Annotated in this window: 11 protein-coding genes and 1 pseudogene; 10 read left to right on the top strand and 2 right to left on the bottom strand. The window is 36.2% G+C overall.

The window, feature by feature from the left end:
- The first annotated feature begins 166 nt into the window (after nucleotides 1–166).
- From NST76_RS11485 to NST76_RS11475, 3 genes are all read left to right on the top strand, one after another.
- On the top strand, nucleotides 167–763 hold the full coding sequence (locus NST76_RS11485) for an SCO family protein (protein ID WP_036126181.1): 597 nt from the start codon (nucleotides 167–169) through the stop codon (nucleotides 761–763).
- A gap of 173 nt (nucleotides 764–936) precedes the next feature.
- A complete protein-coding gene (locus NST76_RS11480; protein WP_036126183.1) occupies nucleotides 937–1,281 on the top strand; it encodes a metalloregulator ArsR/SmtB family transcription factor in 345 nt (114 codons plus the stop codon).
- A 31-nt stretch (nucleotides 1,282–1,312) separates the two neighbouring features.
- Nucleotides 1,313–2,311 (top strand): NADP-dependent oxidoreductase, encoded by a 999-nt coding sequence (locus tag NST76_RS11475; RefSeq protein ID WP_342543878.1) that lies wholly within the window; start codon nucleotides 1,313–1,315, stop codon nucleotides 2,309–2,311.
- 379 nt (nucleotides 2,312–2,690) lie between these two features.
- Here the strand turns inward: NST76_RS11475 and NST76_RS11470 are convergent, their stop codons facing one another.
- A complete protein-coding gene (locus NST76_RS11470; protein ID WP_036126188.1) occupies nucleotides 2,691–3,272 on the bottom strand; it encodes a TetR/AcrR family transcriptional regulator in 582 nt (193 codons plus the stop codon).
- A gap of 227 nt (nucleotides 3,273–3,499) precedes the next feature.
- On the opposite strand from NST76_RS11470, the gene NST76_RS11465 reads away from it, so the two are divergent.
- The 6 genes and pseudogenes from NST76_RS11465 to NST76_RS11440 all read left to right on the top strand — a co-directional run.
- Entirely contained in the window at nucleotides 3,500–6,613 is a 3,114-nt protein-coding gene (locus tag NST76_RS11465; RefSeq protein WP_342545269.1) for an MMPL family transporter, read from the top strand.
- 420 nt (nucleotides 6,614–7,033) lie between these two features.
- Nucleotides 7,034–7,576, top strand: a complete 543-nt coding sequence (locus NST76_RS11460) for a pyridoxamine 5'-phosphate oxidase family protein (protein WP_058843546.1) — start codon at nucleotides 7,034–7,036, stop codon at nucleotides 7,574–7,576.
- 182 nt (nucleotides 7,577–7,758) lie between these two features.
- Nucleotides 7,759–9,051 (top strand): glutamate-1-semialdehyde 2,1-aminomutase, encoded by a 1,293-nt coding sequence (gene hemL, locus NST76_RS11455; protein WP_342545267.1) that lies wholly within the window; start codon nucleotides 7,759–7,761, stop codon nucleotides 9,049–9,051.
- Between the two features lie 129 nt (nucleotides 9,052–9,180).
- Entirely contained in the window at nucleotides 9,181–10,620 is a 1,440-nt protein-coding gene (locus NST76_RS11450; protein ID WP_036126195.1) for a PLP-dependent aminotransferase family protein, read from the top strand.
- Nucleotides 10,621–10,807: 187 nt separating this feature from the next.
- The gene (locus NST76_RS11445) at nucleotides 10,808–11,017 is read left to right on the top strand and encodes a hypothetical protein (RefSeq protein ID WP_230593923.1); all 210 of its coding nucleotides are present in this window, start codon (nucleotides 10,808–10,810) and stop codon (nucleotides 11,015–11,017) included.
- Between the two features lie 750 nt (nucleotides 11,018–11,767).
- Nucleotides 11,768–12,232 (top strand): annotated as a pseudogene (locus tag NST76_RS11440) (Type 1 glutamine amidotransferase-like domain-containing protein); the annotation flags it as partial.
- Between the two features lie 103 nt (nucleotides 12,233–12,335).
- On the opposite strand, the gene NST76_RS11435 reads toward NST76_RS11440, so the two are convergent.
- Entirely contained in the window at nucleotides 12,336–12,803 is a 468-nt protein-coding gene (locus tag NST76_RS11435) for a MarR family transcriptional regulator (RefSeq protein WP_089932828.1), read from the bottom strand.
- Between the two features lie 256 nt (nucleotides 12,804–13,059).
- Between NST76_RS11435 and NST76_RS11430 the strand changes: the two genes are divergently transcribed.
- Nucleotides 13,060–14,250 (top strand): MalY/PatB family protein, encoded by a 1,191-nt coding sequence (locus tag NST76_RS11430; protein WP_036126200.1) that lies wholly within the window; start codon nucleotides 13,060–13,062, stop codon nucleotides 14,248–14,250.
- Nucleotide 14,251 lies beyond the last annotated feature (1 nt).

The raw sequence follows: 14,251 nt of genomic DNA, 5'->3' as shown, positions 1-14,251 counted from the left end.
TTTGAAAAGGATGTGTCATTTGGAAGATGTAGTGTAATGAAATACCAGAATCAGTTAATGTTCACATGTTATACAAATAGCAATCTGGGTGTAAGTCCATTATCTTGTATTTGGCTTCTAGAATGAATAAAATAAGATGATGAAATGAAGGGAAGTGGTACCGCAAATGAAAAAGAAAAGTATACTGCTCGTTTTAGTTCTAGCATTCAGCAGCATTTTAGCTGCTTGCGGAAGCTACAAATTTGAGCCATCTGTAAACATTGAGGTCCAAGATTTCAATGTAATGAATCAAAAAAATGAACAAGTGAGCCTAGATGATTTAAAAGGTAAGCCTTGGCTAGCAATGTTTATTTTTACAAACTGTACGACGATCTGTCCGCCAATGACATTTAATATGACAGAGGTCCAGCAAGCACTACAGGATGAAGGCCTTGAGGATTATCAAATTGTCGCATTTAGTGTAGATCCAGAGGTGGATAAGCCTGAGGTATTAACGAACTATTTAAATACGTATAATGTTGTCGATGAAAGCAAATGGCAGCTATTAACGGGCTATCAACAAAAATTTATCGAACAATTTGCACGTAAATCATTCAATTCATTAGTCAAAAATGATCCAAACTCAGACCAAGTCATACATATGTCGAGCTATTATTTAGTGAACGCAGACGGCACAGTTGTAAAAGACTATGATGGCGCGACAAACGTACCAGTTGAAACTATTGTTGGAGATATGAAGGCACTCATTAAGGAAAGCAAATAACACAGAGGTCCATGTGACTTCTGTGTTTTTTTGTTGTCGAGAAAGAATTCACCTCCAAAGATTGGATTCGTCTCGATTTTCTTTCTCAATATTGCACAGAATAGCATTGTACTTTATGGTTGTATCCATAGGATGGTTCAATAACTTAAACTATTCAACTAATTAAAGGAGGGATTATTTACATGACTAAACAGGACCAACTACACACCATTAAAGAAAATTTTATCAACTGTCAAAAGGTACTATTGGCCATTGGTGATGAAACACGTCAATCTATTTTACTTGTGTTAATGGCTACGGATTGTCAAACAGGATTACGTGTAGGCGAAATCACAGAACAAACCCATCTGTCTAGACCTGCTGTGTCACATCACCTTAAAATTTTACGTGATGCTGGTGTTATTTTAATGCGTAAAGAAGGGACAAAAAACTTTTATTATATAGATATACGCACAAAATTAGGTTTACTAAAAACACTTGTTACGGATATTGAGACGCTATTAAAGGAATTTTATTGAGAATACGATAAGTTATTTGGAGGAATAAACGATGAAAGCAATGGTTATCAATCAATATGGCAAAGCCCCGATGCAGTTAGCAGAAATACCTACACCTGAAATTGGTGAATATGAGATACTTGCAGAAATTCATGCCGCTAGTATTAATCCTATTGATTTTAAAATACGCGATGGGAAAGTGAAGTTGTTAATACAATATAAAATGCCTCTAATCCTTGGAAATGATTTTTCGGGAGTTGTGGTAAAGGTTGGCACAAAAGTAACTCGTTTTAAAGTGGGCGATGAAATATATGCACGTCCACGTAAAAGTAAAATCGGTACTTTTGCCGAATTTATCGCAATACATGAAGATGATATAGCCCTAAAACCTAAAAACTTGAGCTTTGAGGAAGCTGCATCCATCCCTCTCGTTGGGTTGACTTCATATCAAGCATTACATGACATCATGCACTTACAAAAAGGACAAAAGATTTTAATTCATGCAGGGTCTGGTGGTGTAGGTACTTTTGCTATTCAACTGGCTAAAGTAATGGGTGCCACAGTAGCAACAACTGCTAGTGAAGCTGGTGCAAACTTAGTCACATCTCTTGGTGCAGACGAAGTGATCAATTACAAGACAGAGAAGTTTGAAGAGATATTGGGAAATTATGATGCCGTCTTTGATACACTTGGGGGTGAGACGCTTGAAAAATCTTTCGGGATCATCAAAAATGGAGGGAAAATTGTTTCTGTTTCTGGCATGCCAAATGCCCGTTTTGCTAAAGAAAATGGTTCAGGATTTTTCAAAACCTTATTATTTTCAGCAGCAAGTTATAAACTGACTGCACTTGAAAAGAAGCATCATGCGCAATATTCCTTTTTATTTATGAAGCCAAGCGGTGATCAATTACGTATAATTGCGGACTATATTGAATCTGGTAAAATCAAACCCATCATTGATCGAACTTTTACATTTGAAGAAGCTCAAAAAGCGATGGAATATGCTGAGTCTGGAAGGGCAAAGGGGAAGATAATTGTGAAAATCAAGTAGTCATCTAAGCTATCTTGGTTGCTATTGATCTGAATTATTAAATGTATAGAGGGGTGTTTCCTTCTTATTTAATGGCCAATTTAACTAGTTTTCGGAGTGACCACGCTTAATATGAACATGGTGAAGGAAAATATAATGGTGTTGGCACATGCTTCCAAAAATGCCTATGCTAGAAAATGATATTTCGATCTTGATGATTCCTTCGTTGTTTTTTCGCTGAATTTACATTGAATATTTTGGCATAAATAGATTTTCCTCTTACAAGCTAAAATTCATTAAGCAATTTATGCAAGTGCTTATGGCCAAAAGCTAGCTGATGTATAGAGGTAAATATGAAAGAAGCTGTGATTGCAGCTTCTTTTTTGCAGTAAATAGCACTTTATTTGAACGTATAAGATTGTAGCCCTTGTATCATCATTCGACTGATGGACTTTGTGAGCTCTTCTAATGAACAATCGAATTTTCCTGCTAACCAATCTTGATACATCGACATTAGCCCACCTACTAAGAAATGGACACGTAATACAAATTCTTGACGTTCTTGACTGGGATGAATAGTTTCTTGAAAACTAATGATTTTCTCAATCAGAATGTCTTTTAATTTCACGACAAAGCAAGAGGCCCCCTGTACAAAGATTAACTTTCGGTAAAATTCAATATCTTGTTGTAAAAAGTCCACCATTTTTAAAAAGAAAGGCATCGGATTTTGAATGATTTCGACCGCTTTAAAATCATTCAGAAACTCTACCATTTTGCCCATTAGTTCATTTTCAATTTCCTCAATAACCGCCAAAATATCCGAGTAATGAGCATAGAATGTTCCTCTACTTACTTCAGCTCGTTCAACAATATTTTTTACGGTGATCTTTTCTAAATCCTTCTCCAGCACTAATTCTACAAATGCGTGCCTAATCATTTTTCTTGAGCGAATTGCGCTTTTGTATTCTGCTTTCCCACTCATTTTTTTTGCACTCCTAAAATATTTTTCTAAAGTTGAACACATTGATATGTCAATGTTCAAAGTTGTACATATAGACGAAAATTGAACATTGTCCCGTTTTCTGAGGCTAAGTATACTTGATTTACGAATAAAAGTATACACCTGTATGATTTTATAATCGTTTATCTAGAGGCTAGCATTCTCTAGATAATTATTAATTTAGTAAAGTGAAAGTGAGAGAAATGATGATGAAAAAAATCATGAATTGGCGAGTAGCATCGTTCGTTTTATGGATAGTCATGGCAGTCCTTATGGTCGTGACGATGCCTAATTTAGATCAATTGGTTAGAGAAAAAGGGCAAATTACTATTCCCGAAAGTGCTCAAAGCAATATTGCAGAAGATCTGCTTAATCAAATGGATAATGACAGTGGGGAAAGGTATCAAATTATTGCTGTCTTCAATAGTGGTAATGATCAAGCATTAACAAAGGAACAAAAAGAAGAAGTAGGAAAAATCATTAAAGAATTAAAAAAAGAACAAACTCAGCTTGGTATGAAGGAGATTATGACTCATTTAGATAATGAGCAAACGAAAAAACAGCTCATTTCTGAAGATGGAACTACCATTCTAGCCCAGCTTTCTATTGAGCAGAATAATAGAGAAATTTCTGAGATAACGAAGGAGCTTACTAAAATTATAGATAGTAAAAATGTAGATACCTATCTAACAGGAAACAGTCTGGTAATGGAAGATTTCGTTCAATCCACACAAGAGGGGATTAAGAAAACAGAAATAATAGCGATTATCTTTATTATCGCTGTGCTCATTCTTGTTTTCCGATCACCAATAGTGCCATTCGTCTCTCTTTTATCGGTTGGAGTAGCTTACTTAGTGTCACTAGGAATCATTGCACACTTAGTAGATCAGTTTAATTACCCATTTTCGAATTTTACTCAAGTATTTTTAGTTGTTATTTTATTCGGTATCGGCACAGATTATAATATCTTACTCTTCACTCGATTTAAGGAAGAACTGGTGAAGCAGGAAGATCGTTGGAAAGCAGTGCGCAGCACGTATAAAACAGCTGGAAAAACGGTTCTGTATAGTGCGCTTGCGGTGTTTATTGGATTTATGGCTCTTTATTTGGCGGAATTCGGGTTATACCGAGCAAGTTCAGCTGTAGCAATTGGCGTAGCTGTACTCTTATTGGTCTTATTGACCTTAAATCCTTTTTTTATGGCTTTACTGGGGAAAAAGATGTTCTGGCCAGCGAAAACTTTTACTGGTCATAATGACAGTAAAATCTGGGGATTTTTAGCAAGGCTATCTGTTTTAAGACCTTTCGTTGCATTAGTCTTTACAGCGATTTTGTGCGTTCCATTTATCATGAATTCTAGTCATTCTCTAAGCTATAATGACTTGTTGGAAATCGATGATCGTTATGCTTCAAAGCAAGGGATTAATGTGATTGAAGCGCATTTCCCAGCAGGTTTTTCATCACCTACTACACTTGCCTTACAGTCAAATGAAGCACTGGATAATGCAAAATCATTACAAGCATTAGATGAAATAGCTGAAAAGATTTCGCAGATTGACGGTATATCTAAAGTATTAACAGCTACACGACCAGTTGGAGAAAAAATGGATGACCTATACATCACGGAGCAATCTAAACAAATAAAGAGTGGCTTAGGTGATGCAAATGAAGGTGTAGGTAAGATTAGTAATGGTTTGTCTTCAGCTGAGCAACAATTCCAACAAACAGATACAAATGCTGCTCAAAATGTTCAGGCATTAATTCAAGGAACAGATGAAATGAAAAAAGGTGTTTCGAGTTTAGGGACTGCTATTGATCAATTAACAAACGGCGTAAGTGCAGGAGCAAATGGCGTCCAAGAACTAGAAAATGGTTTAGCTTCTGTAAAAGAAAATACGAACACTTTATCCATTTCGATGTCACAATTATTAAATGGTTATACGGAACTTGAAAAAGGTTTGTCCTCATTTAGTACGAATTTTACCAGCATTGGGCAAGGGATTGAAAGTGCAGAAAAAGGATATAGACAAATTGAAAGTGCAATGCATGCACTCGTACAGTCAAAACCAGAGTTAGCTAATGATATGAATGTACAAACAACGCTTAGCATTGCATCAACTGAAAGGCAGCAATTAGAGCAATTATCAGAGAAATTACACACAGTGACAGCTCAATTCGAAGGGGCCATGACATCATTTAGGGAAGTAAATGCTTCACTTGCCAAAGTGAACAGTAGCTTCTCCCAATTACAAACAGGTGTGAATCAACTATATGAAGCATCTTCTAGCTTAACGCATGGTTTGCAATCTGCAGCAAAGGGGTCTAACCAAATCGCAAGCCAAGTACCCTCTCTTGAATCAGGATTAATGACGATTAACGAGGGACAAAAGCAACTGCAAACAGCACTAACGGATTTAGCTGATAAAATGGCAACCTTACAATCAGGATTATCAGCAAGCACAAAAGGTTTACAAGACGTCAGCACAGGTTTAACAAATGTGCAAGACTATTTAACAGGTCTTAGTGAATCAGAGGCTTCTGAAAAGTTATATATGCCAAAGGATGTTTTAGTGAGTGATGAGTTCCAAAAATCATTGAACATGTATATGTCCGATAATCGGAAAATAACTCAGATGGGCATCATTTTAGATGTGAATCCTTATTCAAAGGAAGCCATGATAATTGTTGACCAAATTGAGCAAGAGCTACAAGCGATCATTAAAAGTAGTGAGTTTCGTGATGCGAAGATAGCAATCGGTGGAAGAACATCGCAAAATGTGGATCTTGAAGAAATTGCGAGTGGGGATTTCACTCGAACAGCAGCCATCATGCTAATAGGCATTGGTATCATTCTGATCATTATTACTCGTTCTTTCCTAAAACCAATTTTTATTTTAGCCTCTTTAATCATAACGTACTATACTGCCATAGGTATGAGTAGTATTATAAGCACTAAATTTCTCAATATGAGTGAACTAGCGTGGAATGTACCATTCTTTAGTTTCATCATGATTGTTGCACTAGGAGTAGACTACAGTATCTTCTTGATGATGCGTTATAGAGAGCTGGAGGGGAATTCAACAAAAGCTATTATCGATGCCACACGTCACATTGGAGGTGTGGTGATATCAGCAGCGATCATTCTTGGAGGTACATTTGCGGCATTAATGCCTTCAGGTGTCATAACGCTTATTGAAATAGCCATAACGGTTATTCTAGGGCTTGTTCTACTTACTTTTGTCATGTTGCCAATTCTAATTCCTGCTTTGTTAAGCGGGGTGGGGCGAATTCGCAATATTGGAAGAAAGGAAAGGAAGCAATAGATAACTTATAAAAAAACATAGTTACACCAGAAAAAAGCTGCCATTTCAGACAGCTTTTTTCTGGTGCTGACGGGGAAGGCAAGTGGAGACCTATTTAGCTAATTAAATGATACAAAAGTGAAATAGAGAGCAAACTCCATTTCACTTTTTTGAATAAATAATTTTTCTTAGCATGCGATTGTAGTTCTAGAATTTTCTGTGAATTTCAATTGTATAATGGCAAAAGGACTGAGCATTATTTCACTCTCATTTCTTTTACACATAATAAAACTTTGAACTATACCAGCTAATAGTTAATCATAATTTTTAAAATTTAACGCTCCTCTGAAAATGGATTGCTTGATTGCTATAATTATGGACGTTTTTATTCAATCCAAAGGCTGATAAAATCACATCATACTACAAGTAGGAGTGATAACCATGGTTAAGGTACGTTACAAAGTAAGAGAAGTGTTGGACAAGAACAAAATAGATACATTTTTGCAGCAAGCTCGCATTGGGCATCTAGGTATGGTTGACGGTCATTTGCCATATGTTATCCCACTTAATTTTGTGTGGACAAATGGGGTGCTTTATTTCCATGGAGCCACTGGCGGGAGACGAAATCAAGTGATGGAAGAGAATCCAGAGGTCTGCTTTACAGTTTGCGAAGAATATGGAACGATTACTAATCCAGTACCCGCTAAAACGGACACCGCTTATATGAGTGTCATGGTTTTTGGTAAGGCTCAACCTATTGTCGATCTAAATGAAGCGACACATATGTTGCAAGAAATGATAAATAAATATGTACCTGGTTACTATAACCGTCCCTTATCCCAGCAACATGTGGACAAATATCGATCAGCTGTTTTCGGAGGGCCGGTTCAAGTTTACCGAATTGTTCCGCAACATATTACCGCGAAAGAAAATCCAATTGCACTAGGGGAAATGTTCAATATTGAAAAAATCCCACATACATAGTACTGGTTTTCAGAACTTGTTAAATCAAATCACTGTAAGCACCACTAACCCTAGTCATCTAGGGTTAGTGGTTTTTTAGTGTACCTACTTTATGGACTGTTAAAATTCGCATTTTTGGATGTTTTTTATCAATCCGTAATACGTTATGCTAAGATCGTTCAATAAGAAAGGCGGTTTTTAAAATAAATACGATGAAATCAATAGAAGCCTTTGAAATAGCAAAAAAGCTTATGCCTGGTGGCGTAAACAGCCCAGTAAGAGCATTTCAATCGGTTGGGATGGAGCCCATTTTTATTAGCCATGGGAAAGGCTCGAAAATCTATGATATTGATTGCAATAGTTATATAGATTATGTTCTTTCCTGGGGACCATTAATTCATGGACATGCAGATAAGGAGGTTTTAGGTGCACTTCTTGAAGCCATTCATAGTGGGACAAGTTTTGGATTGCCAACTTTACAAGAAAATAAGCTAGCTGAATTAATAACTACTCGTATTCCTTCCATAGAGAAGATTCGAATGGTTAACTCAGGTACAGAAGCGACAATGAGCGCCATTAGACTAGCTAGAGGCTTTACTGGCAAAAACATGATTGTGAAATTTGATGGAAACTATCATGGACACAGTGATCATCTATTAGTAAAGGCAGGTTCAGGAATTGCTACATTAGGCCTTCCTGATAGTCTAGGTGTACCTTTAGAGATAACTAAAAATACAATCTCCATTCCCTATAACAATATCGAAGTCTTGAAGAAAATATTTGATAAATATGGCTCACAAATTGCAGCCGTTATAGTAGAACCATTTGCAGGCAATATGGGAGGAATACCAGCTAATCCTGAATTTCTTCAAGCGATACGCTCTTTCACTACAAAATATGGTGGGCTATTTATACTTGATGAGGTCATGACTGGCTTTCGGATAGATTATCATTCTGCTCAGGGGCTTTATAACATAAAACCAGACTTAACTTGTTTAGGTAAGATCATTGGTGGGGGGATGCCTGTTGGCGCATATGGTGGAAGAAAAGAGATTATGAATCAAATCGCTCCTGAAGGGAATATTTATCAGGCTGGAACCTTATCAGGTAATCCAATAGCGATGGTAGCGGGGTATACGACAATAAATAAATTAAATCTTGACAGTTACGAGTATATAGAAAAGTTATCTAATAGGCTTATTCAAGGCTTATCCAAAGTAGCTCATAACTATAATATTCCCCTTAAAACAACAAAAGCTGGGACAATGATTGGATACGCATTCATCGATCATCCTTTACAAGATTTTGATGATGCTCAAAAAATAGATTCCGAGATGTTTTGTCGTTTTTATAGGGAAATGCTTAAACAGGGTATACTTTTACCTCCATCTCAATATGAAAGCATATTTATATCGACTGCCCATTCCATACATGATATTGATAGAACGATTCATGCTGCAGAAGTAGCATTTAAAAGAATAATAGCATTTGTTTAGATGAAGCAAAGTGTACTAAAACCATCCTATTCCTATAAAATTATCGATTTGATAGTATAATAATGATTTACTGTTACTATTAATTTTCACTTAATTTAACAATCTTTATTCTAATTGGAAGTGAATTGAATGTTAAAAGTTAACCGAGACGATAAAAATCCTATATGGCAGCAGTTACTTGACCAAGCTATTCATCATATTACAACAGGAAAATGGCCACCAGGGGAGTTGCTTCCTCCATCCCGAGAACTCGCCTTATTAGTAGGTGTTTCACGCTCAACTATACAAATTGTTTATGAGGAATTATTTAGTCGTGGATATACCGTGACAAATTGGCGTGGTGGAACAAGGGTAAGTGAATGGGGATATAAAAAGAACTCGTCAGAAGAGGTCATTCTTCAGGGACCATCTACGCCAGTATTACCTTTATTAAACGCGGCAGTTGATGAGTTAAACAGTTGGTTTAGAGGTAAAGCAAATCAAAACGTTGCAATCGATTTTTGCCCCCATGAGCCGTATTTGGACGAGCATTTCCGAAAAAATTGGCGACAATCTTTTTTACAGGCTTCAGCAGAAACAGATCTGACCCATTGGGGTTATGGCGATGCCTACGGTTTTACACCGCTACGTGAACAGATTCAACGTTACCTGACATTTGAAAGAGGTGTACATGTAGATATTGACCAAATCATCTTAACCTCTGGCGCACAGCATAGCATCGATCTGATTGCCCAAGCTCTTTTAAAGGAAGGAGAAACGGTTTCTGTTGAAGATCCTGGATTTCCTGCTGCCTGGATGACCATGAAATATCGGCGCATGAATGTTATTGCTGTGCCTGTTGACGAGTACGGAATACAAGTGGATTCTATTCATCCACAAACCAAGCTCGTTTTTGTTACACCTTCTCACCAATGTGCAGTTGGTGTCATTATGTCTGAGCCACGCCGACAACAATTGCTGCAAAAATCTGTGAAAGATCAATTTTGGATTGTAGAAGATGATTATGATGGTGAATTTAGGTATCGGGGTGGCCCGCTTCCTACCTTGTTTAGCCAACAACCCCAAAACACATTATATATGATGAGTTTTTCTAAAATGGTTGCTCCTGGCATACGAATTTCGGCTGTCATTGGTCCAAAAGATGCCATTCGCCAACTTGCGCAAGTACAACAATTAACTTATCGACATCTCCCAATTATGGAGCAATTAACACTTGCTCATTTTATTGAGCACGGTCATTTTATGCGTCACATGAGGAGAGCAAGAAATGTCTATCGACGTAGACATGAAGCTATGACGAAGGCAATCATAGCGTCAGGACTAGCGGAACGTTTCAAGCTAAGTGGCATTGAAACGGGCTTGCATATGCTTCTTGAAGCGGAAGAATCGTTTGATGAAGAAGCAATGACGAGCCTCGCACTCGAAAAGGGGATACGTGTTTATCCACTTAGTAAGTATTGCTTAGAAAATAATCGAAAAGGATGGGTACTTGGATTTGCTAAAATGGATGAGTTAGCAATTGAGGAAGGTATTTTTCGTCTCGCAAAAATCCTCTTGCAAGAAACGTAATCATTAGCGGGTCATAAAGGAAATTATTATAGAAATGGGGTGGAGTGATACTATGCCATACATTCACGAGTTTGGAATCATTTCTTGTATAACTTTCTAAGGTTTTTAGTAAAAAATACATCACGTTGAAACATTCGCCCACAACACAAATAGACCGTTTAAAAGTCTCGTCTATTGGGGAATAACCTTGACACCACCGAGCTTTCATAGACAATTTTTAAATATGGTGAGTGAAGCCAATGTCGAATATCAATCAGCAGAACTTGAAGAATTAATCAAAAAAATTGCTGAGGCAATAAAACAAGATAAATGGATGATTCATTATAGTGTTTCATTTTTCCAATACATACAGGTAAGGGGAAGAGGCGATTGTTCAATAAGAGCAATCGCTTCTTAACATACCCTTTTTAAAATCATATTAAATTATTAAACTGTATGTTGTTATCACTTGGTATCTTAGTAATAAGGGTGATTTATTTTATTAAATCCGAAACGACCTGACCAATTAAGAACAAAAAATGATTGGTAATATAATTTGAACCCATCTTGTTTGGATGTACGGAATAATCTTTAAGCCTAAGAAAGAGCCAACAATAGAGCCAATTGAAACAGGAATAGCAATTCCCCAATTAACAATGCCAGTAAAATAATAAAAGAGAAAGTGTCTGTTCAGCAAGCAGATATTCAGCAAAGTTTATATATTTGCTCGCGGAAATCCGATCTAATCGAACAACCATTTATACACTTTTTAAAAACTCATTCTTAAGCTAACCTTTAAAATCGTGAACACGTACAATGCTGTTTTGGTTGACTCTATTTAATCAATAAGGTATGTAGAGTGAGATATATAGTTGGGAGTAATTATTGGTGAAAATCCGTAAAGAGAATAAAAACGTATGTTAATATTCGAGAATTAATTAATCGTTCGTGTTTTTAACGGTGAAATGCGAATCATCCACTGGCTAGACACTTTTACTTTTGCGTAAAAAACGAACATTATAGATAAAGCTTTGTTAATGAAATGATTAGGAGGAAATACTTTACGAAAACTAGTAGTCAGTTTGTACGATGAGCAATAGATTCAACTGTTTCTGGAAGAGGCTGAAAAACTGAATTTTATATTTAAAAATGAAATCATAGACATCTATCAGGTATTATGTTCGATGACTATCATTTAATTAATTATCATGTACAGAAGGAAGATGCCCAAACCATACTTCAAAATGCGTCAGCTATTTTCTTGTTAGGTGGAGATACTCTTAAACAGAATGAGTTTTTGATAGACTATGAATTGACGGATTTGATTAAAAAAAGCACAGCTGTTGTAATGGGGGCAAGCGCAGGAACAATCAATATGTCCGCTAAATGGTTATGCTCGAAAAACTTTGGTTATCCAGTTGAAAAAAGCTTTTTATACGAAGGGATCGGTCTTGACAATTTTTCCGTCCTGTCGCATTTTGATCTTGAAAATAAACTTTATCGAAAGAAATAGAAATTTATACGTCGAACAAAGATTGCGCTGTACGTGTAAAGAGAGGCAACATCGACATTTTAGGCTATGTCTATTTAATTTCCCACTCCCAAAATTCAGAAATTGGATGAGACGCTCTAGCTGTGGTGAATAGCTAGAGCGTGTTTGGATCAATCTTTTTTCCAAAACACGCTCTTTTCTTTTTTTAAAGTATCAATTTGATCAAACCTTGGCAACAGAAGGTTTAGGCTTTTTCATGAAGTGTACTTTTTGTTCGCTCATTAATTAGGTTAAGAAGTGTAATGATTTTCTGAAAATCTTCAATGGTGAATCTTTCTAAATCCTTTAAGTAATTGCCAAACTCTTCTTTATCGAGTTTTTTATGATATTCATATACCAGTTGACCTTTTGGTGTCAATTCAATCGTTAATTCTCGATAATTTTCAGGATTTCTATATTTAAATGCTAATTCTTTTTTTATTAATTTATCCATCATTTGAGAAACTGCACTTTTTGTACGGTGTGTGATTTCTGCAATTTCAGTAGTATTTGTTTTGATTTTATCACCTATTAAATTGAGTGTGTGAGCCTCTATCATATATAGTTCATCTTCCGTACCGTACTTTCTCGGGATACTTTCATAGGTACTAATGGATCGAGATGTTTCAAAAAGTGTCTCCATTAGCTCATAAAAGATTTCTTCTTTCTCCACAGATCATTCCCCCTTAGTAAACAAACATCCCTTTATTTTAACATATTCATAAATAATTTCCTTCAATTAATCATGAAGCTTCAACAACCAATCAATTTTTGTGAAGGGGATCAAACATCCAAATTGTAATTTTCGGAAAATTCTATTTTTTTATTGACGATTTTACAGTTAAGGTGCTAAACTGATGAAAATAATTGCTCAGGTACGGAAAAAACGTATTTTCGAGCAATGACGAGGAAGGGGGATGAGAGAAAGAATGATATATGATTTTGATGAAATAATTAGTCGACGTCGTACTTATTCGTTAAAGTGGGACGGGGAAGAATTAATTAAAGACATCGGTTATACAGAAAGATATGATTATGAAACGATTCCATTATTTACAGCTGATATGGATTTACCCGTCATGCAGCCTTTGATAGATGCACTTCATCAAACGGTTGATCATCGAATCTTTGGGTATTCTATTTTTCCGAATGAGTACTTTGAATCCATTCAGCATTGGTTTAAAAAAAGGCATGATTGGGTGATCAAAAGAGAGGAAATCGTATATAGTCCTGGAACGGTTCATGCTTTGAATATAGCTGTACAAGCATTTACTAAGCCTGGGGAAGGAATCATTATACAACGGCCAGTTTATCCACCGTTCACTACTGCGATAGAGCGTAATGGTAGAATTGTTCAAAATAACGCAATGAAATGTGAATCAGATGGATCTTTTTCAATTGATTTCGTAGATTTTGAAGAGAAAGCAAAGGATAAAAACACAACCATGTTTATTCTTTGTAATCCACATAATCCAACTGGAAATATATTCACCAATAAAGAATTGAAAAGGCTTTCAAAAATTTGCGAGGAACATAATGTAATCATTGTGGCAGATGAAATCCACGGTGACTTAATTAGGAAAAATAAAAGATTTACACCAATCTGTAAGGTTGTAGAAAATACTGATCATATTGTCACTTGTACAGCCATTAACAAAACATTTAATGTTGCGGGTCTTCATTGTACAAATGTCATCATTTCCAACCCCGAACGCAGAAAAACCTTTAATGACATAATGGGGATGCAGTTACCGTCACCGTTTACCATTGCAGCTCTTATAGCCGTCTATAACGAGGGAGATGAATGGTTGGAACAAGTTACGCAATATATTGACGGCACAATGGAGTTTGTAAAAAGCTTTTTAGCTGAAAACATGCCTACAGTTAAAGTAAGAATTCCAGACGGCACATATGTGATGTGGATGGACTTTAATGGATATGGTCTTTCCGATCAAGAGATTCATCATCGTATCTATAATAAAGCGAATGTTCTACTAGAAGATGGATGGATGTTCGGAAAAGAAGGGGAAGGTTTTCAAAGAATTTGTGTCCCTTCGCCAAGACCACTTATAAAGCAAGCACTTGAACGGATTGCTGTTGAATTTCAGGATTTGGAATAGA

This window comes from Lysinibacillus sp. FSL W7-1291 (genome assembly GCF_038593415.1).
GTDB classification, from domain to species: Bacteria; Bacillota; Bacilli; order Bacillales_A; family Planococcaceae; genus Lysinibacillus; species Lysinibacillus fusiformis_D.
The sequence above is the reverse complement of the archived record's forward strand: the minus strand, read 5'-3'. Positions and strand labels throughout refer to the sequence as shown.

Coding starts and splice junctions, on each gene's coding strand:
- NST76_RS11465 (WP_342545269.1), top strand. CDS start 3,500: ATGAAAAAAATCATGAATTGGCGAGTAGCATCGTTCGTTTTATGGATA.
- NST76_RS11470 (WP_036126188.1), bottom strand. CDS start 3,272: ATGAGTGGGAAAGCAGAATACAAAAGCGCAATTCGCTCAAGAAAAATG.
- NST76_RS11450 (WP_036126195.1), top strand. CDS start 9,181: ATGTTAAAAGTTAACCGAGACGATAAAAATCCTATATGGCAGCAGTTA.
- NST76_RS11475 (WP_342543878.1), top strand. CDS start 1,313: ATGAAAGCAATGGTTATCAATCAATATGGCAAAGCCCCGATGCAGTTA.
- NST76_RS11485 (WP_036126181.1), top strand. CDS start 167: ATGAAAAAGAAAAGTATACTGCTCGTTTTAGTTCTAGCATTCAGCAGC.
- NST76_RS11460 (WP_058843546.1), top strand. CDS start 7,034: ATGGTTAAGGTACGTTACAAAGTAAGAGAAGTGTTGGACAAGAACAAA.
- NST76_RS11430 (WP_036126200.1), top strand. CDS start 13,060: ATGATATATGATTTTGATGAAATAATTAGTCGACGTCGTACTTATTCG.